At 39.2% G+C, this 20,337-nt stretch carries 21 protein-coding genes; 11 read left to right on the top strand and 10 right to left on the bottom strand.

The window, feature by feature from the left end; all coding sequences use genetic code 11:
* Positions 1-399 (top strand): transposase (locus ACTIEV_RS09535; protein ID WP_439516396.1); only part of this gene is annotated, 399 nt, incomplete at its 5' end.
* A 121-nt stretch (positions 400-520) separates the two neighbouring features.
* Here ACTIEV_RS09535 and mce read toward each other — a convergent pair.
* A complete protein-coding gene (gene mce / locus ACTIEV_RS09540; protein WP_322196187.1) occupies positions 521-934 on the bottom strand; it encodes a methylmalonyl-CoA epimerase in 414 nt (137 codons plus the stop codon).
* Positions 935-1,060: 126 nt separating this feature from the next.
* On the opposite strand from mce, the gene ACTIEV_RS09545 reads away from it, so the two are divergent.
* The 3 genes from ACTIEV_RS09545 to ACTIEV_RS09555 all read left to right on the top strand — a co-directional run bounded on the left by ACTIEV_RS09545 (position 1,061) and on the right by ACTIEV_RS09555 (position 3,213).
* Positions 1,061-2,278 carry an IscS subfamily cysteine desulfurase gene (locus ACTIEV_RS09545; protein ID WP_322196186.1) on the top strand — a complete coding sequence of 406 codons (1,218 nt, stop codon included), beginning with the start codon at positions 1,061-1,063 and terminating at the stop codon, positions 2,276-2,278.
* Positions 2,279-2,386: 108 nt separating this feature from the next.
* Positions 2,387-2,806: a Fe-S cluster assembly scaffold IscU gene (gene iscU, locus ACTIEV_RS09550; protein ID WP_250686491.1), complete on the top strand. Its 420-nt coding sequence runs from the start codon at positions 2,387-2,389 to the stop codon at positions 2,804-2,806.
* Between the two features lie 56 nt (positions 2,807-2,862).
* Positions 2,863-3,213, top strand: coding sequence for a HesB/IscA family protein (locus ACTIEV_RS09555; RefSeq protein ID WP_178888168.1), 351 nt, complete (start codon positions 2,863-2,865; stop codon positions 3,211-3,213).
* A 74-nt stretch (positions 3,214-3,287) separates the two neighbouring features.
* Here ACTIEV_RS09555 and ACTIEV_RS09560 read toward each other — a convergent pair whose 3' ends face one another.
* The gene (locus tag ACTIEV_RS09560; protein ID WP_322196185.1) at positions 3,288-3,581 is read right to left on the bottom strand and encodes a hypothetical protein; all 294 of its coding nucleotides are present in this window, start codon (positions 3,579-3,581) and stop codon (positions 3,288-3,290) included.
* A gap of 105 nt (positions 3,582-3,686) precedes the next feature.
* On the opposite strand from ACTIEV_RS09560, the gene ACTIEV_RS09565 reads away from it, so the two are divergent.
* From ACTIEV_RS09565 to ACTIEV_RS09585, 5 genes are all read left to right on the top strand, one after another.
* Positions 3,687-4,409 (top strand): ABC transporter permease subunit, encoded by a 723-nt coding sequence (locus ACTIEV_RS09565; protein WP_322196184.1) that lies wholly within the window; start codon positions 3,687-3,689, stop codon positions 4,407-4,409.
* A gap of 9 nt (positions 4,410-4,418) precedes the next feature.
* Positions 4,419-6,164, top strand: coding sequence for a gliding motility-associated ABC transporter substrate-binding protein GldG (gldG, locus tag ACTIEV_RS09570; RefSeq protein ID WP_322196183.1), 1,746 nt, complete (start codon positions 4,419-4,421; stop codon positions 6,162-6,164).
* 49 nt (positions 6,165-6,213) lie between these two features.
* Positions 6,214-7,179: a TerC/Alx family metal homeostasis membrane protein gene (locus ACTIEV_RS09575; RefSeq protein WP_322196182.1), complete on the top strand. Its 966-nt coding sequence runs from the start codon at positions 6,214-6,216 to the stop codon at positions 7,177-7,179.
* 16 nt (positions 7,180-7,195) lie between these two features.
* Positions 7,196-9,706, top strand: coding sequence for a bifunctional UDP-N-acetylmuramoyl-tripeptide:D-alanyl-D-alanine ligase/alanine racemase (locus ACTIEV_RS09580; RefSeq protein ID WP_322196181.1), 2,511 nt, complete (start codon positions 7,196-7,198; stop codon positions 9,704-9,706).
* Between the two features lie 62 nt (positions 9,707-9,768).
* Positions 9,769-10,446 (top strand): lipoprotein signal peptidase, encoded by a 678-nt coding sequence (locus tag ACTIEV_RS09585; RefSeq protein WP_322196180.1) that lies wholly within the window; start codon positions 9,769-9,771, stop codon positions 10,444-10,446.
* A gap of 69 nt (positions 10,447-10,515) precedes the next feature.
* On the opposite strand, the gene ACTIEV_RS09590 is transcribed toward ACTIEV_RS09585, so the two are convergent.
* From ACTIEV_RS09590 to ACTIEV_RS09605, 4 genes are all read right to left on the bottom strand, one after another.
* The gene (locus ACTIEV_RS09590) at positions 10,516-11,553 is read right to left on the bottom strand and encodes a hypothetical protein (protein WP_322196179.1); all 1,038 of its coding nucleotides are present in this window, start codon (positions 11,551-11,553) and stop codon (positions 10,516-10,518) included.
* A 36-nt stretch (positions 11,554-11,589) separates the two neighbouring features.
* On the bottom strand, positions 11,590-12,585 hold the full coding sequence (locus ACTIEV_RS09595) for a 2-hydroxyacid dehydrogenase (protein ID WP_322196178.1): 996 nt from the start codon (positions 12,583-12,585) through the stop codon (positions 11,590-11,592).
* A gap of 95 nt (positions 12,586-12,680) precedes the next feature.
* Positions 12,681-13,379, bottom strand: a complete 699-nt coding sequence (locus ACTIEV_RS09600) for a response regulator transcription factor (protein ID WP_250686482.1) — start codon at positions 13,377-13,379, stop codon at positions 12,681-12,683.
* Between the two features lie 113 nt (positions 13,380-13,492).
* Positions 13,493-14,440 (bottom strand): cytochrome-c peroxidase, encoded by a 948-nt coding sequence (locus tag ACTIEV_RS09605; RefSeq protein WP_322196177.1) that lies wholly within the window; start codon positions 14,438-14,440, stop codon positions 13,493-13,495.
* A gap of 79 nt (positions 14,441-14,519) precedes the next feature.
* On the opposite strand from ACTIEV_RS09605, the gene ACTIEV_RS09610 reads away from it, so the two are divergent.
* A complete protein-coding gene (locus tag ACTIEV_RS09610) occupies positions 14,520-14,891 on the top strand; it encodes a co-chaperone GroES (RefSeq protein WP_250686480.1) in 372 nt (123 codons plus the stop codon).
* A 22-nt stretch (positions 14,892-14,913) separates the two neighbouring features.
* Here the strand turns inward: ACTIEV_RS09610 and ACTIEV_RS09615 are convergent, their stop codons facing one another.
* From ACTIEV_RS09615 to ACTIEV_RS09625, 3 genes are read right to left on the bottom strand one after another with little or no spacing between them, the layout of a single operon-like run.
* The gene (locus tag ACTIEV_RS09615; protein WP_439516397.1) at positions 14,914-15,123 is read right to left on the bottom strand and encodes a helix-turn-helix domain-containing protein; all 210 of its coding nucleotides are present in this window, start codon (positions 15,121-15,123) and stop codon (positions 14,914-14,916) included.
* Between the two features lie 26 nt (positions 15,124-15,149).
* Positions 15,150-15,719 (bottom strand): hypothetical protein, encoded by a 570-nt coding sequence (locus tag ACTIEV_RS09620; RefSeq protein ID WP_322196175.1) that lies wholly within the window; start codon positions 15,717-15,719, stop codon positions 15,150-15,152.
* 18 nt (positions 15,720-15,737) lie between these two features.
* Positions 15,738-16,730 (bottom strand): DUF2975 domain-containing protein, encoded by a 993-nt coding sequence (locus tag ACTIEV_RS09625; RefSeq protein ID WP_439516398.1) that lies wholly within the window; start codon positions 16,728-16,730, stop codon positions 15,738-15,740.
* Between the two features lie 117 nt (positions 16,731-16,847).
* Between ACTIEV_RS09625 and ACTIEV_RS09630 the strand changes: the two genes are divergently transcribed.
* A complete protein-coding gene (locus tag ACTIEV_RS09630) occupies positions 16,848-18,392 on the top strand; it encodes a helicase HerA-like domain-containing protein (protein ID WP_322196173.1) in 1,545 nt (514 codons plus the stop codon).
* Here ACTIEV_RS09630 and ACTIEV_RS09635 read toward each other — a convergent pair whose 3' ends face one another.
* Positions 18,393-20,303, bottom strand: coding sequence for a RecQ family ATP-dependent DNA helicase (locus tag ACTIEV_RS09635; RefSeq protein ID WP_322196172.1), 1,911 nt, complete (start codon positions 20,301-20,303; stop codon positions 18,393-18,395).
* Between the last annotated feature and the right edge of the window lie 34 nt (positions 20,304-20,337).

A 20,337-nucleotide genomic window follows, 5' to 3' on the forward strand; every position in this document is an offset into this window, starting at 1 on the left:
CGATTAAAGCTCAGGCGGATCATTTTTAGAGCGGAAGATGGTAAGATATATACGTTCCTGACAAATAATTTTACACTTCAACCCAACCAGATTGCGACTATTTATAAAAACCGATGGATGATAGAACTGCTCTTCAAGCAGATCAAACAAAACTTCCCATTGCGGTATTTTTGGGGAGAAAGTTCTAATGCCATCAAAACACAGATATACTGTGTACTAATGGCGCAACTTTTAATGGTAGTAATCAGAAAAAAAGCAACAACTAAAAAGTCATTTAGCAACATGATCACAGTTATCAGGCTGCATTTGATGAGCTACGTAGAACTGTTATACTTTATAAAAGACACTTATAAAGCCTGGCGAAAAGCTAATGGTCAAAGCATTAACTTTTCACCATAAAAAATATGGGGGAACTCCCCCGTATTTAAGGATATTATTAAAATCTTTCAAATTGACGACCCGCTGCAGTTTACAAAGAATTTACAATAAATTTAGTCGGACAATAATGATTTTTTATTCCTTATTTCTCTGTTTCAATCACCTCCTGACACAATTCAATCAACACCCCATTCGTTCCCTTGGGATGGAGGAAGCAGACCAGTTTATTGTCGGCACCTTGTTTGGGCACGGGGTTCAGCAGTTGGAAGCCTAGATCGGATAGACGTTTCATTTCTGCTTCAATATCAGCTACTTCAAAAGCAATATGATGCATGCCTTCCCCCTTTTTTTCGATAAACTTCGCAATCACGCCCTCCGGATCAGTACTTTCCAGTAGTTCTATTTTGGTTTCGCCTACCTGGAAAAAAGCAGTATTCACTTTTTCAGAAGCCACCATTTCGGTTTTATAGCATGGGGTAGACAGTAATTGCTCGAATAAAGGGATGGATTGCTCAAAACTCTTCACAGCCAATCCGATATGCTCAACTTTTAACATAACTATTAGTTTTAATACAGGGCTTTCGATTTGTGAAAAAAAGCCATCGGGCGGGCTTTTCAGTTCCGCAAGTATAAACCTATTGACGTATTTTTGTGTTAATAAGCAAGCAAATTTCTGAGGATTATGTTGAAACTACCGATTTACCTTGACAACAATGCCACCACACCCATGGACCCGCGTGTGTTGGAAGCGATGATACCTTATTTTACCGAGCACTTTGGTAATGCAGCCAGCCGTAACCACTCTTTTGGTTGGCAGGCAGAAGAAGCAGTTGACTATGCTCGTGAACAAGTAGCCAAATTGATTGGCGCTGACCCTAAAGAGATCATCTTTACCTCAGGTGCTACCGAAGGTGATAACCTGGGAATCAAAGGGGTGTTTGAAATGTATGCCAGCAAGGGTAATCATATCATCACCTGCACTACTGAGCATAAAGCTGTATTAGATACTTGTAAGCATATTGAGCGTCAGGGTGGTGAAGTAACTTATCTGGAAGTAAATCCAGAAGGGTTGATTGATCTGAAGCAATTGGAAGCGGCCATCAAGCCAACCACTATTTTGATTGCTATCATGTATGCAAACAATGAAATTGGTGTTGTTCAACCTGTAAAAGAAATCAGTGCCATTGCTCGTAAACATGGTGTATTATTCTTTACTGATGGAACCCAGGCAGTGGGTAAAATACCTGTGGATGTAAATAAAGATGGCATTGATATTATGGCTTTCACCGGACACAAAATGTACGGTCCGAAAGGAGTGGGCGCACTGTATGTTCGCAGAAAAAATCCGCGTGTGAAAGTAACCGCGCAAATGGATGGTGGCGGACATGAAAGAGGCATGCGTAGCGGCACTTTGAATGTACCGGGTATCGTAGGTTTTGGTAAAGCCTGTGAACTGGCTCGTTTAGAGATGGCGGATGATGCAGCCAGATTGAGCAAGCTGCGCGATAAATTGGAAAATGCATTGATGCAACTGGAAGAAGCCTATGTAAATGGTAGCCGTGAACATCGACTGCCACACGTATCTAACATCTCTTTCAAATATGTGGAAGGAGAAGGTTTGATGATGGGTTTCAATAAAAATATTGCTTTGTCATCAGGCTCAGCTTGTACTTCTGCATCACTTGAACCTAGCTATGTATTGAAGGCATTGGGCTTGGGTGATGACTTAGCACATAGTTCACTTCGTTTTGGTTTGGGTAGATTTACGACAGAAGAACAGATCGACTATACCATTAAAGCAGTCAGTGACACTGTGATTAAATTGCGTGAAATGAGTCCACTTTGGGAAATGTTCAAAGAAGGAATAGACTTGAATTCGATTGAGTGGGCGCATCATTGATAATTTGTCCGCCTAAGGCGGATGAAAATTTGAAAATGGAGAAGAATTCTTCAACACTATTTTCAAATTGATTTTTCAAATTGTTTAATTTTTAAATTTTCTTCAACCATGGCATATTCAGAAAAAGTAATCGACCATTACAACAACCCCAAAAATGTAGGTACTCTTGATAAAGCAAAGAAGAACGTAGGTACAGGACTAGTTGGTGCGCCGGAATGTGGTGACGTGATGCGTTTACAGATTGAAGTAGATGACACGACCGGAGTTATTACCGATGCCAAATTCAAAACCTTTGGTTGCGGTTCAGCTATCGCCTCTTCTTCACTAGCTACGGAATGGCTGAAAGGCAAAACTGTAGACCAAGCAGTAGCTATTGATAATATGGATCTGGTAGAAGAATTGAATCTTCCTCCAGTGAAAATTCACTGCTCAGTATTAGCAGAAGATGCAATCAAAGCAGCGATCAATGACTACCGTAAAAAGAACGGTTTAGAAGAACTGGTATTCGAAGAAAAAGGAGTTCATTAATTGTATATGGCTGATATGTAAAACACTATTAGCCATGAACCATTAACTATAAGCCAATGGTAGCAACAGAAAACAGTATCTACGTAAGCGATAAAGCAAAAAAGAAAGTACAGCAACTGATGGATGAGGCAGGGGTGGCTGGTGATGCTTCTTACTTTCTGCGTGTAGGTGTAGTGGGTGGAGGTTGTTCAGGACTCAGCTACAAACTTGATTTCGATAATGAGATCAAACCGATGGATCAGGTATTTGAAGACAATGGTGTAAAAGTAGTGACGGATCTGAAAAGCTTTTTATACCTGGTAAACACAGAATTGGATTTTTCTGATGGATTGAATGGCAAAGGATTTTATTTCAACAATCCCAATGCCAGCAGAAGTTGTGGTTGTGGTGAGAGTTTTGCGGTGTAGAACACATAACAAATGACATAATTGGTTAAGCCCGAAGGTAATCCCTTCGGGCTTTTTTATTATATATACCCCTTTCAATCTTGTTCAATTTTTGCCTTTTCCGGTTTAGGTGGCGGGGGTGGCGGCGCAGGTTTGCCGGGCTGCTTTACCACTTTTGGTGGGTTTACCTTAGGAGGTGCCGGCGGGGGTGGTGGGGTAGGAACTTTAGATTTTTTATTACTCCATACCGTTACGGGAATAGCATCTTTCCCATCTAAAACTTTAGGCGGAGCTTCCGGTTTCTTTGGCTTTGGAGGCTCTTGCTGACTCTGGGCTAGTATGCCTATTCCCAACAAACCCAGCAGCAATAATGCAATGCGTAGTTTCATAGTAGTTCTTTTTCATAGGATGCTGTGATCTATCAATTCCATAAAGAACACATAAAATATCCATGATCGGTAGCTGTATGGCAGAGAACAATTAGTTTTGACACCATGTGGATGATCTGCAAAAAAGAATGGCAACAATTTTTTAACAGCCTTACCGGATATATCGCTCTGGCCGTATTCTTATTGGTGAACGGATTAATGTTGTTCGTCTTCCCGGAGACTAGTATCCTTGAATTTGGCTATGCCAGTTTATCCGGTTTTTTTAATCTGGCACCATGGATGCTGTTACTCATGATTCCTACCATTACCATGCGCAGTTTTGCAGACGAATTCAAATCAGGGAGTTTTGAGTTGCTCAGAACTTTGCCTCTTACACCCGCACAACTAGTATGGGGTAAATTTTTTGGCGCAATACTTATTGCCTTCTGTGCAGTCATACCTACATTGATGTATGCCGTATCAGTTCAACAACTCAGTGTTACCGGAGGTATTGACATGGGAGCTACGGCAGGCAGTTATATCGGATTGTTATTATTAGGTGCTGTATTCACGGCAATAGGCATTTGTACCAGTAGCTTTACATCCAATACTGTTGTTGCATTTATTGCAGGTGCATTTGTTTGTTTTTTACTATACAATGGATTTGAAGCCATTAGTAAACTCTCTGTATTCAGTGGTGGATTGGATTATTATCTTGAAATGTTAGGGATCAGTTTTCATTATAGAAGTATTAGTAGAGGTGTGATTCGTGTTAGTGATATTGTTTATTTCGGGTGGCTTATTTATTTTTTCTTAACCATCACACAAAGAAATCTGCTAAAACGCTAATGTAAGTGTATGCAAAAACTATCTGAATATAAATATGGTGTGTTGTTTTCGACGATCTTACTGGTAGCAATCATTTACCTAACAGCTAATATTGGAATGCGTGCGGATCTTACTGAAGATAAAAGATACAGCCTTACAAATGCAACCAAGCAACTATTAACTAATGTAGACTCAGTCATTGAAATTGATGTATTCTTGACAGGTAATCTTCCTGCTGATTATAAAAAATTATCTGTTGCAACAAAGGAATTACTCGAAGAATTTTCATCGCTTTCCGGTAATCTCGTTCGTGTAAAATTTGAAAAGCCCGGAGAAGATATTAGCAATGATACTGCTAAGGCCATTTTGTATGATAGCTTGGCTCGTTTAGGTGTTGTGTTTGAAAGAACAGAAGTTACCAATACAGATGAATCTACCTCTCAACTCATCATTCCATCCGCATTGGTGAAGTATGGTAATCGGAAGCCTATTGCCATTGACCTGAGAAGTAGCAGACGGGTATTCAAACAATATAATGTAGTGAATGATGTAGAGCCACTGGAAGACAAAGAAGCTACACGTAATGCAGCAGAGGCTTTATTGGAGTACAAATTTGCCAATGCTATTGATAAGCTGACGCGTGAATACATTCCAACCATTGCCTATCTCGTGGGTAATGGTGAGCCCATCGATATGAAAATTAATGATCTTGGTGAGAGTTTGAGAAATGATTACCGCTTGGCTGTATTCGATCTGAAACAAGGATATCCTGATCCCACCATCATAGATGCTTTGGTGATTGTAAAACCCACCAGTGTTTTTACAGAAGAAGATAAACTGAAGCTGGATCAATATGTCATGAACGGCGGTAAAATCATTTGGTTTATCGATAAACTCCATGCTGAATTAGATAGCTTGATGAGAAGCCAGGCAGAATATACAGCCTACGATCGTGGACTGGATATTGATGATCTACTATTCAAATATGGAGTACGCATCAATGGTGATCTGCTGCAAGATTTGAATTGCTCTAAAATCCCGATCGTAGTCGGTAGAAATCCGGATGGTTCTCCCAATATGCAAAGAGTACCATGGCCTTATTATCCTTTTCTATCATCAAAAACAGACAATCCTATTTCCAAAAATCTGGATCGGGTACTGCCCATTTTCCCATCCAGTATTGATACGGTGAAAGCACCGGGTATACAAAAGACTATTTTATTGGCTTCAGATACGAATAGCCGAAGTATTTCTTCCCCAGCGTTGGTATCTCTCAATAGCGTTAAAAGTGAAGAAGATCTTTTTACATTCAACAGAAGTTATGTTCCTGTAGCCGTATTATTGGAGGGTAAATTTCAATCGCTTTTTGCCAATAGAGTGGGGGTTGATTTGATGGATTCCGTAGAACGTACAACCGGCAAGCCCTTTCAGCGAGCTGCCTTAAAAGAAGGAAAACAGATTGTGGTTTCGGATGCTGATATCGTAACCAATGCACTTAGTAATACCACCGGTCCCTTACCCATGGGAGAACTTCCATTTGAAGGCTACCGTTTTGCCAATCGTGAATTCTTTTTGAATTGTATCGATTATCTCGTAAGCAATAATGGCTTGTTTGAAAGTAGGAATAAAACCATTGTTTTAAGGCTTTTGGACAAAGAAAAGATTGCATCCCAAAAAACCACTTGGCAATTTATCAATATTGTCACCCCTTTACTCGCCTTAGCTATTGCCGGGGGAATTATACAATGGCGAAGAAAAAAGAAATACGGTCTTTAAAAAGGCTCTGAAGAGGTTGGGCGCTATCTTTACGCCATAATTTACCCGCATGACCACTCACCAGATCGTTTATCTTGTTTTCGGAATCGTATTGATACTCGCATTAGTATTCGACTTAGGATTATTGAGTAAAAAAAATGCTCAGATCACCATCAAGCAAGCATTAATGCAAACATTCTTTTGGGTATCGCTGGCATTGGGATTTTTTGTGTTTATGTGGGTAGAGGAAGGACAAAAACTTGCCTTAGAATACTTGAGTGCTTATCTCATGGAATGGAGTTTAAGTATTGACAATATTTTTGTCTTCATCCTTATTTTCAACTCCTTCAAAGTAAAAGAGAAGTATTATTCGCGCGTATTATTGATCGGTATTTTGATGGCCATCGTTTTCCGCGTATTGTTCATCACCATTGGTGTGGCATTGGTAGAACAGTTTCATTGGGTGCTTTACATATTTGGTGTTTTTCTGGTGTATACCGGTTATAAAATGTTTACGGCGAATGAAGAAAAAGAATTTGAGCCGCATGACACTAAGATCTATCGCTTTTTGAAAACTTATTTACCGCTGGCACCTCACGATGGAGATGGTAAATATGTGGTAAGAGAAAATGGTAAACCTTTGTATACCACACTGTTCGTGGTAGTGGTATTGCTTGCCTCTATTGACCTTGTTTTTGCGCTGGATTCTATTCCTGCTGTGATGGGTATTTCAAGAGACAAACTGGTGATTTATACATCGAATATTTTTGCTGTACTTGGACTCCGTTCCTTATTCTTTTTGTTAAGAGGTGCCGTTTCTAAGTTTGATTATTTACAACAAGGTATTGCGATTGTACTCGTGATCATCGGTATCAAAATGCTGGGAGAACATTATATCAATATGTGGGTGGATAAATCAACCCAGGTATTCATTTCTCTTGGATTGATTGTACTTTGTATCTCCGGCTCTATTTTCTACTCCATGTTTGCGAGTAAAAAAGGAACACCGCAGGATGTGCATGATGGTTCTATCTGATCATTAATCATTTTTCTTGATTTATTCTTTGCAACATATCGCCACCATTATTCAGGCCAAAGCACCGCCTGCTGATAATAGAATGGTACAATATTTATTGACCGATAGTCGCAAACTTTTATTTCCCGATACTACTTTATTCTTTGCAATCAGTGGTCCGCGAAGAGACGGGCATGCATTTATTCCTGAGTTGTATGATCGTGGATTAAGATCTTTTGTTGTACACACCTCTTTTCATGAAGTTGCTAGCTATCCGGATGCTTCATTTCTGATCGTAAAAGATGTACTCAAAGCCTTACAACAATTAGCTGCTTTTCATCGTAGTCAATTTCATGTACCTGTTATAGGTATTACCGGCAGCAATGGTAAAACCATTGTTAAAGAATGGCTCTATCAATTACTGAATGCAGATCTGCAGATTGTAAGAAGTCCGCGTAGTTATAACTCACAAATTGGAGTTCCCTTAAGTGTTTGGCAATTACAATCCATGCACACACTTGCCATTTTTGAAGCTGGTATTTCTGAACCGGGCGAAATGGATACGCTTCAGCAAATCATTCAGCCCACTATTGGGATTTGGACCAATTTAGGGACAGCACATAATGAAGGATTCCCCGGTGAAAGAGAAAAAGCATTGGAGAAAGCGAAACTATTCAAAGAAGCAGATCTGTTGGTTTTTTATCGCGATGGAATTGCTCCTCATTGTTATCCGGATACACATGATAAAGCACTCTTTAAAGAGGGTATTCGCTTTTTCTCATGGAGTAGAAATGAAGCTGCCGATTTAAAAATTATTAGTGAAGTGCGCACAGATCATACAACAATGATCGTGGCTTTGTATCAACAGAATACCATCAACATTACGATACCATTCACAGACCGTATATCCATTGATAATGCCATTACCTGCTGGGCAACCATGTTAGCACAGGGCTATGCATTCGAAATGATTCAAGAGAGGATGTTGTTATTACAGCCCGTGGACATGCGTATGCAGTTGATCAAAGCTGTGAATAATTGTTATTTACTGAATGATAGTTACAGTAATGATATCGCTTCATTAGAGCTGGCGCTTGATTTTTTAGTGCAACAAGCCGGCAACAATAAAACAACCGTTATACTTTCCGATATTTTGCAAAGTGGTATTCCTGATGATCGCCTGTATCAGATTGTATTGGAAAAGCTGAGTAGAAGAGGCGTTCAAAAATTTGTAGGTATTGGTCCGGTGATAGCAAGATATGTACATGCTTTGCCACAGTCTGTTCATACAACGTCAGATAGTATTCCCACCATTATTTGTTACCCTTCAACAGCTGATTTTTTAGAACAGGCAAATTTGAATCAGTTCAAGGATGAATACATTCTCTTAAAAGGAGCACGTATCTTTTCTTTTGAACGGATCAGTCAGTGGTTAGAACAGAAAGTGCATCAAACGGTTATGGAAGTGAATCTTACTGCCATGATCCATAACCTGAAAGCATATCAGCATTTTTTGCAACCCAGTACCAAACTCATGGCGATGGTGAAAGCATTTAGTTATGGAAGCGGTTCTGCAGAGGTAGCGCGGGTATTACAATTTCATAAGATCGATTATCTCGCAGTGGCCTATGCTGACGAGGGTGTAGAGTTACGAAAAGCGGGTATCAGTTTACCCATCATGGTGATGAATGTAGACGAGGCAGGATTTGATGCGATGGTTCAATATGATTTGGAGCCTGAGATTTATTCCTTCAATATCTATCGGTCTTTTCATACGTTTTTACAAAATCAAGGAATTCAACATTATCCTGTACATGTCAAATTCAATACAGGAATGAACCGATTGGGTTTTGAAATCAAAGAAGCACATGATTTAGCCATAGCGTTGAAGGAAAAAGGAACCATGATCGTTAAGTCGGTATTGAGTCATCTGGCCGGCAGTGAAAACCCCTCATTGGATGCTTTTACCGAACAACAGGTGCATGGATTTATCGAAGCTTGTCAAACGTTAAGTAGTCATTTGAATTATTCTTTTATTCGTCATATCGCCAATTCAGCAGGTATATTTCGTCATCCTGCTTATCAGTTCGACATGGTTCGTTTGGGTATAGGTTTATATGGAGTAGATAGTGCAGATACCCATCAACTCGCTTTGCAACCGGTGGCTACTTTAAAATCCACGATTGCTCAGATTCGTACTGTTCCTGCGGGTGAAACAGTAGGATATAACAGAAATGGAATCGTTGAGCATGAAAGCCGGATAGCCACTATTCGTATAGGTTATGCCGATGGATACAGCCGTCGTTTTGGAAATGGAATAGGACAAGTATGGGTTCATGGTCAAAAAGCACCTGTTATTGGGAATGTTTGCATGGATATGACGATGATTGATGTAACCAACATTCCCGGTGTTATAGAAGGAGATGAGGTAGAAATATTTGGAAGGCAAATACCCATTCAGGAACTGGCAAAAGCAGCAGGAACGATACCCTATGAGATTATGACCTCTGTAAGTCAAAGGGTGAAAAGGGTTTATGTAGAAGAATAAGTCTTTAACCTTTTTGGAATAACCCAAGCCCTATCTTTGTTGCCAGATAAAAACTACTAGCAGTGAAAGCGAAGCATTTGATTTTTTTGATACTCGCCATTATCGTTGCCGATCAGGCACTGAAGTTCTATATCAAACTGACTTATTATGCCGGTGAAGAACACAATATGATAGGGAACTGGTTCCGCCTGCATTTTGTAGAGAATGAAGGCATGGCTTGGGGCTGGAAATTTGGAGGGGGTATCGGGAAAATAGCGCTTACCTTGTTTCGTTTGGTAGCGGTGATTTGGGGTACTTTTTTACTACATGATTTTCTGAAGAAAAAATATCATCGCGGATTTATGATCTGCGCGGGATTGATTTACGCCGGAGCATTGGGGAATTTGATCGATAGTTTATTTTATGGATTGATTTTTGAACAAAGCAACCCCTTTACACAAAATGTAGCAACCCTATTTCCGGATGGAGGTGGTTATGCAGGTTTATTTTATGGTAAGGTGGTAGATATGTTTTACTTTCCCATCATTACCAATGCAAAGTACCCGGCATGGATACCTTTTGTAGGAGGAGATGATTTTGAATTCTTCAGACCCGTATTCAACCTTGCTGATGCAGCCATTTCTTCAGGTGTGATTGCGATCTTGATTTTTCAAAAGAAATTCTTTAAAACAGTGGAAGAAGAGAAACATGCCACTGTAGAAACAGATTCTGTAGTGAATGATAAGACACAGATATTTTGATTACAACATAGTCATAGCTATAAATAAGAATGCCGCTGTTTTCAGCGGCATTCTTATTTATAGTAAGTATTAGAATATTTGTTTCCTTTTTAAACTAACTGCTTGACTGGTAGTAGAAGAGGTAGGAATCACCTGATCGATCATACCAACACCTTTTGCATAATAAGTATTGCCTTCAATTACGGTAGTGAAAGTATTGGTGCCATCTTTTTTAAATTGAATACTCCTTTTCACATTGATGACATCATTATACGTAGTTCCGAATATTGCATAGGTAATGCCTTTGCCAACGATGGTAAAGACCGCTTTACTGATACCGACATCATTACCAATTTTCACTTTACCGTATTCCGGACTTTCCCAAGAAGTTCCCTGTGCCACATTATCCTTCAAGAATGGATAGGAGATGAATGTGGAAGGAATAGAATCAAAAATAAAGAGGTAATCAAAGTCTACAGTGCTGTAAGCATAATAATTACCGGCATTGTCTTTACTGAAATAATAAGCTTCGCCTAAAGGATCGGTGCTGTATTGTCTGAATACTTTATTATCAGCAAAAATGGTTTGATTTGTTGCTACAACCCTGAACGTATCTAGTGTTCCCAATTTAGGAAGATATTCATAAGTCCAGTTAGAATTCAGTGTGGTAGGGAAATAATCATTACTGGTTCCGCCGCCGCTACCGCCTGTGGTACTGCTGATTACAGAGAATGCACAAAAACTATTATTAAAAGTCAATACAAAATCTGCTCGATTGGGAAGAATGGGTTTGCCATTTCCTTTTAATTTAACAGTAGTGGGTCCGGTAGTGAGGGCAAAGCCTGAATCAATAAACCACATACCGTTTACAGTATCACTATAAATCTTGTACTTTCCTTGCAATGTGAAGTTCACTTTGATAACGATATAATTGCTATCACCGAGCGGTTGATCAATCACATATTCACCACGCACATCTGCATCTTTACAATTGCCTGAACTATCGGTAAGAGAACCTTGTGCTGCACCCTTTAATCCTTCACCTTCTACGCTGAGTTCTTTTTGACACGATACGACAAATAATACCGTGCAAATGGTTAAGATCCATTGTATTGTGAGCTTCTTCATAATTCCTCTTCTTTGGTATACTATTATAGACTAAAATTAAGCCAATAACGCAGCCTGATCCTTCAAATTACTATTTTTTACTAATTGGAGTACATTATTTAACGTAGTAATGGCAATTTGTGATAAGGCTTCATCGGTGAAAAAGGCCTGGTGAGCGGTGATCAATACATTCGGAAAACTCATGAGTCGCTGGATATCGTCGTCCTGAATAATATTGGCAGATAAGTCTCTGAAAAACAACTTTTCTTCCTGCTCATATACATCAATACCCAAAGCCCCAATTTGCCCTTTTTTTAAAGCTCTGATGACCGATTTGGTATCGATTAAACCACCCCTTCCGGTATTGATCAGCATAGCACCGGGTTTTACATAGGTAAGGGTATCATCTTGTATCAAATGTCGGGTTTGTTCATTCAGTGGACAATGAAGGGAGATGATATCCGAGTTCAATACTTCCATTAATGGGTGATAAGTAACCCCAAGGGATTCCATTTCCTTATTCGCAATAAGATCGAAAGCTTTTACCCGACAACCAAATCCAAGCATGATCATGCAAAATGCCTGTCCGATATTACCGGTGCCTACTACCCCTATGGTTTTTCCGTGCAGATTAAAACCCAATAATCCATTCAATGAAAAATTCTGTTCTCTGACCCGATTATATGCTTTATGTGTTTTGCGGTTGAGCGTGAGGATCATGGCAACGGCATGTTCGGCTACTGCTTCCGGAGAATATGCCGGTACGCGACAAACCCGGATGCCATTTTCACGTGCACTAACCAGATCCACATTATTAAAACCTGCGCAACGAAGAGCAATGACTTTTACACCTAATTCGGCCAATTGTTGAATCACAGCAGTTGTTATTTGATCATTCACAAATACACAAACTGCTATTGCATTTTTTGCCATTACAGCGGTATGCTCGTTGAGCGCAACATCTAAAAAATGTAGTTCAAAACCGGTGGAATCATTGAACTTTTCAAAGAAGCTACGATCATAGGGCTGTGATGAAAAAAAAGTGATTTTCATACCTGAAAGGTACAAAGTAAATAGAGGAAATGCAGCACATAAGAAAGCCATCCGCCTAAGGTGGATGGCTTTCTTATTAATATTGATGGAAGCGATTAAGGCGCTACCAATCTAAAACCATTGCCGTGTATATTCACGATTTCAATATCTCCATCCTCTTTCAGGTATTTACGAAGTTTGGCGATATACACATCCATACTTCTTCCGTTGAAATAGGTATCACTACCCCAGATTTTTTTGAGTGCACGTTCGCGTGGTAAAAGATCATTCTTGTGCTCTGCCAGCATTTTCAATAACTCATTTTCTTTGGGGGATAATGTTTGTGTACTATCACCATTTTTGAGTTCACGTAGCTTGGGATTGAAATGGTATTTACCCAGATCGAATTCTATATTATCATTACCCTTATTCTCCTCCTCATTTCTTTTCAAGATGGCTTTGATCTTGAGTAATAAAACTTCGCTATCAAAGGGCTTGGTGATATAGTCATCAGCTCCCAGTTTATATCCTTGGATCAAATCTTCTTTCATGGTCTTTGCGCTCAGGAAGAACAAGGGGATATCAGGATCCACATCGCGGATCTCTTCCGCCAATGTAAAACCATCCATATTGGGCATCATCACATCCAATAAACAGATATCATATTTTTCACGCTGAAAAGCAGCCAAACCTAAACGGCCATCTCTTTCCAGTGTAACATCATAATCATTGATTTCGAGATAGTTCTTTAATACCATTCCAAGGTTCGTATCATCTTCGCACAAAAGAATCTTGTACTTTTTCTTGTCTTCCATAATTGTAAAATTTGTGTGAAATAAAGATAATTCAACAAGTGCATGAATCCTACTGTGTGCAATCTTTTGTTAAAAAGAATAATAACATGCAGCTTTTTCACTGTTAGACGAACTTATCGCTGTTTTTGGAAACGCTTATCTGTTAAGGTTTTCAAAAAAGCAACCAAGTCTGCTTTTTCCTGTTTGCTCAGACTTAATGGCTCGGCGAGTGTACTGTTAATATTGATAGGACTCAATACAAAAGCTCCGGGGTTATTGTAATATTCTACCACTTCTTCTAAAGTCTGAAACATGCCATTATGCATATAAGGAGCAGTGAGGGCGATATTTCTTAAGCCAGGGGTTTTAAATTTTCCCAAGTCTTCTTTTTTCCGAGTGATCAGGTAACGCCCTGAATCATTCAGCGCATAACCATCAAAGAGCCCGATATTCTTAAACTGATCATCCGTAAAATCGGGTCCACGATGACAATCAAAACATTTGGTTTTATCACTGATGAATAATTTCCTTCCTCTTTCTTCCGATTCTGTAAATGCAATCAGGTCATCCATATAGGCATCAAATCGACTACTATCTGTTTCGAGTGTACGTTCAAAGGCAGCGAATGCAGCACCGAGATTTTTGCTATTGGGTAAGGCTTTAAAAATTCGCAAGAAGAGCTTTCGGTATTCGCTACTGGCATTCAATCTGGCGACTGCTTCTTGAATGGGTAGTCCCATTTCATCCGGATGAGCAATAGGCATCAGGGCCTGTTGTTCCAATGATGCAGCTCTTCCATCCCAGAAAAAATAAGGACGGTTTTTCATGTTGAGCACAGAAGGCGTATTTCTGGTGGTGGCGCGTCCTTCAATGCCTTTGCTAAAAGCTACCGTATCTGAAAAACCAAATTCCGGTAGATGACAGCTGGCACAACTGATGGTATTGTTTTTGGAGAGAATTTTATCATTGAATAGCTTTTTACCAAGCGCAGCTTTTGTAGTGATAGGTGCCGGAGCGATGAAAGCAGTAATAGCAGCAATACCTCCAATCAACAAAACAATGAATCCGGCTGTTCTTTTCATAATGTAAAAATAGTTCACAATCAGATTGTCCATTTCTGATTTATTTTTGCGGCATCATAACCGAATAAAATCATCGTATATGTTGTTAACATCTGATAATAAGTGGAAAAAGCTGATTGTGATTGGAGATCGGGTATTGGTACGTCCGTCAAAACCGGATGAACAAACAGCCAGTGGCTTATACCTGCCACCCGGTGTTCAGGAAAGGGAAAAAGTACAGCAAGGGTATATCATCAAAACAGGTCCGGGTTATGCTATTCCCATGCCTGTTGATGATGAGCCTTGGAAAACAGAAGATGAACAAGTAAAATATGTGCCCTTACAAGCCAGAGAAGGCGACCTTGCCATATTCTTACTCAGTGGTGCTACAGAAGTGATGTACGAAAATGAAAAATACTTCATCGTTCCCCAGAGTGCGATTTTGATGTTGGAGCGGGAGGAGGAGCTGTAGTCGATAGTCCATAGACCATCGACTATGGTCTATCAAACAATTTCCTATACCCCTCTTCATCCATATACTCCAAAATATCTCCCGGCTGACAATCTAGAATACGGCATATTTCTTCCAAGGTGGAGAAGCGGATGGCTTTGGCTCTGCCGCTTTTCAGGATGCTCATGTTGGCAATGGTAATACCTACGCGCTCACTGAGTTCGGTCAGACTCATTTTTCGTCTGGCAAGCATGATATCTAAGTTTACAACAATGGGCATCAGATGGTAAGGTCTTGTTCGGTTTTTAATTTATAGGCTTCGGTGTAAACGGCGCTAAATACCAAAAGAATAACACCTACAATGGTATCCGGTAATATGGCAGCTTCATTTCTTAGCAGTATAAACTCACCATTGGTTCTTGTTAGCACCTCATCCTTTAAATAATATCGCTGTAAAATATCACAAATCGTAGAGAACAGAAATATGGCTCCACCGAGAGAAATATAATTACCAATTTTTTTATGATAGGTATTCGACCGTTGTAAAGTTTGAATGATGAGTAATACCAAGAAAGCCAATAAGCTCATGGCTAACGCATCTGTGGTATCATTCGATAAAAGCGCTCTTTTCCACCAGGGGAGATCGTTGATAATTAAATCTCCTTTAAAGTAAAGCACCGATCCCTCAAATTTTTTTATGGGTTCTTTACTCAAAGTGCTTTCCGGATTGGGGGCTACTTTGAGATTAAACAGTTTATCATTTAAAATTTCAATACCGGCAACAACTGTTATAATATGAATCACCGATAACACTAACATGATCCATGCAATGATTTTATAACGTTTCATAATTAATTGATTTGTATATCAAATTGTGAGTTCTTGTTCTTGTTGTAATTGATATCCTTTTCTAAATGCATGTGCGAGACAAAAAGCGATAAACCCACTAATTATGCTGGTGATATTTGTGGAAAATACGTCTATGAAACTTAAATATAATGCTTGGTCAATATAAGTATTGAATTTAAAGTTTGCTATATATTTTATCATTAATCCTATCAAAATAATACTCCAGAGACTGGCTGCGATAATATATAGTCTACGGTATGTTTTTTTTCTAAATGCTTCTTGATTGGCAATATCTTCAATAACACGAATCATTTGAAGTATCACACCCCATAAAAAGAGCAATAGTATGAGTAACGCAATAGGGGTCATCATGATTAAATACCAGTTATATTGACTTTTACTCACTCGGATGAGTAGTTCTCTTTTTTCTGCAGACGGATTAATGATTTTATCAGGAAGATCTCGCACATCCACCCGTAATGGTTTTATTTCATAGCGCCCCGAAATGGTATGGTTGATCGTGTCTCGTTTTGTTATGACGGGATACTTCAAAAAAGTAGTATCATTTTTTCTGAACGTACTATGAGCCTGTTTTAAATAATAGCCATTCAGACTGATAAAATAAGTAGTGTCGGGAATGTATTGGATGGTATAACGGTTATAAGTGCTATCAAAAATGATCATGCCTTTTTCATCCCTTTTATAGAATCCTATGTTACCGAATCCCCAACCACTTATGGAAAGGTGATTAGTAGACTTCTCAAGATTTTGAATGTATTTGATACTATCTGATATCTGCTGATAACGATGGTGAGGTAAGTTATCGTCAATTGAGAATAACTGCTTTTCATAAGCATCAGGTTCATAATCCATGAAAGTAACAGTCTCATTATTAAACGCTTCAAATTTTGGCTGCCATATACTCGGCCAAATAAAAAGAGCCAGTACATACAATCCTAGACAAAGGATGATAATTCGAATGCCAATAAATAGCCAATTCATAAAACGCATAAGCAGGATTTGAATGCTAAATAATGATTTTTTATCGAAAAACAATAAAATATAATAAAAAAAATTATTGTCTGAGCTTGGTTCATTTATTTTAAATTGGGTGATAAATCAGAGATCATGGCAGACAAACAGGCTTTTTTGCAATCAGTTACAACAGGTTATGCGTTTAAAGGCGAACATGTGAAAATAGGGATGGGGATGTTGGATGGTGAAGTGGTAGAAGGTGCATCCATTTCATTGCCATTAAAAACATTGAACCGTCATGGGCTTATTGCCGGCGCCACAGGTACGGGTAAAACAAAAACACTCCAACTGATCAGTGAATACTTGAGTGATAACAGTGTGCCTGTAGTATTAATGGATATCAAAGGAGATCTCAGTGGTATTGCAGCTGCAGGAACTGCTAATGAAAAATTAATTGAACGTAGTAAGAAATTGGGCGTTGAGTTTTCACCCACAGCTTTTCCGGTAGAGCTGCTTACATTGAGTCATCAACCCGGTGTTCGTTTGCGTGCCACTGTTAGTGAATTTGGTCCCGTTTTATTGAGTAAGATATTGGGATTGAATGATACGCAAGGAGGTCTGGTAGCTGTCATCTTTAAGTATTGTGACGATCATCAAATGCCTTTATTGAATCTGAAAGATTTTATCAAAGTATTGCAATACATCGGTAATGAAGGAAAAACAGAGATCGAAAAGGAATACGGCAAAATATCGACCACTTCAACAGGAACCATTCTTCGTAAAGTGATAGAACTTCAACAGCAAGGTGCAGATGTTTTCTTTGGTGAAAAAAGTTTTGAAGTAGATGACTTGATGCGCATCAGTGATGATGGCAGAGGAATGATCCATGTCTTACGGGTAACCGATATGCAAGACAGACCAAAACTGTTCTCTACTTTCATGTTACAATTATTGGCAGAACTCTATGCCAGTTGTCCTGAAGAAGGGGATATGGATAAACCCAAGTTGGTTTTGTTCATTGATGAAGCCCATTTGGTATTTAATGAAGCTTCAGAAGCTTTGTTACAGCAGATAGAAACTGTCATTAAACTCATACGATCAAAAGGCATTGGTATTTTCTTTTGTACCCAGAACCCGCAGGATATACCGGCTGCTATCTTGAGTCAATTGGGTTTGAAGATTCAGCATGCATTACGCGCGTTTACAGCTGCAGACAGAAAAACAATCAAACAAGCAGCAGAAAATTTTCCGGAAACTGAATTTTATCAAACCGATGAATTGCTGACTCAATTAGGGATTGGTGAAGCATTCGTGACGTTATTGAATGAAAAAGGAATTCCCACTCCATTGGTGCATACCATGTTATGTGCTCCCAGAAGTAGAATGGATGTATTAACAGATGCAGAGATCGAACAGTTGGTGAGTTCCAGTAAACTCGCAGCCAAATACAGTAAAGAGATCGATAGCGAAAGTGCCTATGAAATATTAACGGCTAAGCTGGAAGAAGCGGCTGAGAAATCAAAAGAAATAGAAGCTGCCGAAGAACCTAAACAGAGTGGAAGACCCAAAAAAGAAGAAAGCTTTTTTGATAACCCCGTTGTTCGTCAAGTAGGAAGAACTGCTGCCAGTGTCATTACCAGAAGCTTACTGGGTGCATTAGGATTGGGAGGAAGATCCAGATCTACAAGAAGAAGATAATTAGTGATTCAGAAGAGATACCTGTCCATTTTCACTGATCATCAATTCACCTTCCGTTTGTAGAAAATCTAAAACGGTCCATACTTTTTCTTTGGAGAAAGTAGATAGCTGTACTAACAATTGATCAATCGGTTGAGTGGTGTCAGTGAGTGTATTTCTAATGTGCTTTTCGATTACACTAAAATCCTGATGACTAAGTTCTTTTTTCTTCTTGATCAGACAGTGATCGCAAATGCCACAGGCGGATAAATCCTTATCGCCAAAATAATTACCAATCAACCGGCTTCTACAACTATCTGCATCGCGCAGGTAACGAATCATATCTTGTACACGATCGGTATAATTTTTTTTTCTCGCGTGATAGGCATCATGATCAATATGTAAATATTTGGCAGGTGCACGATTCAATAAGTAATGGATTTGTGGAGACTCCTTTTTCGGTAAGTATTCAATGATTCCATAAGCTGCCAATTCCTTTAACTGATGTTGAATATGGGAAGGTTCGGTCCTCATGACTTTAGCGAGCGATAATTCGAATATGGAAACACGATTATCGAAAATACCCTCATAAGTACGCAGCAATATTTTGATCAGAGTTTCTAATGATGGTTGCGCATTTTCAAATGCATACAATGCTTCTTTATCGGTGGTAAACATGACCTGAGATGGAAGAAAAATACTTTCTGCAAAACTGATATGTCCTTCTTGTTCGAGTACTTTTAAAGTATTAATGACGGTGGTGGTATCAAGTTTGAAATTCTCTGTGAACTGTCGCAAGTCAAAATCAAAATAAGCCCCCTCACCGGAGCCAACCGGTAATTGAAAAAAATCCGCAAGCGATTGGTAAATAGATTGGATGGTAGTAACAGGCGGGAATTTTTTATCCGGCAATTCCTGTAACTGTAATACATCATTTGGATGATACAATAAAACTGCAAAAGCTTTTTTGCCATCTCTTCCGGCGCGACCAGCTTCTTGGTAGTAGTTTTCCAAACAATCGGGTACATTGTAATGGATCACTGAACGAACGGAAGGTTTATCAATTCCCATTCCAAATGCATTGGTGCAAACCATCACCCGAACCTGATCCTGAATCCATGCTTTTTGTTTTCTTTCTCTTTCTTCCTGTGTTAATCCGGCATGATAAAAATCAGCAGTGATACCTTGTAGTTGTAATAGCTGACAGACTTCTTTGGTTAATCTTCTACTATTGGCATAAACAATACTACTTCCCGGAACTCCTTGTAGTATTTGTATGAGTTTATTGATCTTACTTTCTGTTTCAAAACAGCTGTAAGAAAGTGCAGCACGTTCAAAAGACTGACGAAAGACTGTTACATTTTCTAATAGTAGTTTTTGAATGATATCGTCTTTTACTTTTTCTGTAGCTGAAGCAGTGAGTGCAATGATGGTAACCCCTTCCAACTCTTCACGTAAAGCAGCAATCCGTAAATAAGGCGGTCTGAAATCATAACCCCATTGTGAGATGCAATGTGCTTCATCAACAGCAATTAGGCTAATATCCAAAACAGATAGGTATTCTTTGAATAAAGCAGATTCAATTCTTTCCGGAGATACATACAGAAATTTATAATCGCCTCGAGCTGCTTTTTGTAAGATAGATTTTACTTCAGCATAGGTCATGCCACTATTGAGTGATGCCGCCGGAATGCCTTTTTCCGTTAAATGAGATACCTGATCCTGCATCAAAGCAATTAACGGACTAATCACCAAACAAAGACCGTCCATCAATAAAGCGGGTACTTGAAAGCAAATGGATTTCCCTCCGCCGGTTGGTAATAAAGCCAGTGTATCTTTTCCATCTAATACCGACTGAATGATCTCTTCCTGCATCGGTCGGAATTGATCATGCTTCCAGTAGTGTTGGAGAATGGAAAGGGAGGATTTCATTTGGGTGAAAAGTGAAAGGTGAAAAGTGAAATGA

Source organism: Sediminibacterium sp., assembly GCF_051861365.1.
Lineage (GTDB): Bacteria > Bacteroidota > Bacteroidia > Chitinophagales > Chitinophagaceae > Sediminibacterium.

Coding starts and splice junctions, on each gene's coding strand:
- mce (WP_322196187.1), bottom strand. CDS start 934: ATGTTAAAAGTTGAGCATATCGGATTGGCTGTGAAGAGTTTTGAGCAA.
- ACTIEV_RS09545 (WP_322196186.1), top strand. CDS start 1,061: ATGTTGAAACTACCGATTTACCTTGACAACAATGCCACCACACCCATG.
- iscU (WP_250686491.1), top strand. CDS start 2,387: ATGGCATATTCAGAAAAAGTAATCGACCATTACAACAACCCCAAAAAT.
- ACTIEV_RS09555 (WP_178888168.1), top strand. CDS start 2,863: ATGGTAGCAACAGAAAACAGTATCTACGTAAGCGATAAAGCAAAAAAG.
- ACTIEV_RS09560 (WP_322196185.1), bottom strand. CDS start 3,581: ATGAAACTACGCATTGCATTATTGCTGCTGGGTTTGTTGGGAATAGGC.
- ACTIEV_RS09565 (WP_322196184.1), top strand. CDS start 3,687: ATGTGGATGATCTGCAAAAAAGAATGGCAACAATTTTTTAACAGCCTT.
- gldG (WP_322196183.1), top strand. CDS start 4,419: ATGCAAAAACTATCTGAATATAAATATGGTGTGTTGTTTTCGACGATC.
- ACTIEV_RS09575 (WP_322196182.1), top strand. CDS start 6,214: ATGACCACTCACCAGATCGTTTATCTTGTTTTCGGAATCGTATTGATA.
- ACTIEV_RS09590 (WP_322196179.1), bottom strand. CDS start 11,553: ATGAAGAAGCTCACAATACAATGGATCTTAACCATTTGCACGGTATTA.
- ACTIEV_RS09595 (WP_322196178.1), bottom strand. CDS start 12,585: ATGAAAATCACTTTTTTTTCATCACAGCCCTATGATCGTAGCTTCTTT.
- ACTIEV_RS09600 (WP_250686482.1), bottom strand. CDS start 13,379: ATGGAAGACAAGAAAAAGTACAAGATTCTTTTGTGCGAAGATGATACG.
- ACTIEV_RS09605 (WP_322196177.1), bottom strand. CDS start 14,440: ATGAAAAGAACAGCCGGATTCATTGTTTTGTTGATTGGAGGTATTGCT.
- ACTIEV_RS09610 (WP_250686480.1), top strand. CDS start 14,520: ATGTTGTTAACATCTGATAATAAGTGGAAAAAGCTGATTGTGATTGGA.
- ACTIEV_RS09615 (WP_439516397.1), bottom strand. CDS start 15,123: ATGCTTGCCAGACGAAAAATGAGTCTGACCGAACTCAGTGAGCGCGTA.
- ACTIEV_RS09620 (WP_322196175.1), bottom strand. CDS start 15,719: ATGAAACGTTATAAAATCATTGCATGGATCATGTTAGTGTTATCGGTG.
- ACTIEV_RS09625 (WP_439516398.1), bottom strand. CDS start 16,730: ATGCGTTTTATGAATTGGCTATTTATTGGCATTCGAATTATCATCCTT.
- ACTIEV_RS09630 (WP_322196173.1), top strand. CDS start 16,848: ATGGCAGACAAACAGGCTTTTTTGCAATCAGTTACAACAGGTTATGCG.
- ACTIEV_RS09635 (WP_322196172.1), bottom strand. CDS start 20,303: ATGAAATCCTCCCTTTCCATTCTCCAACACTACTGGAAGCATGATCAA.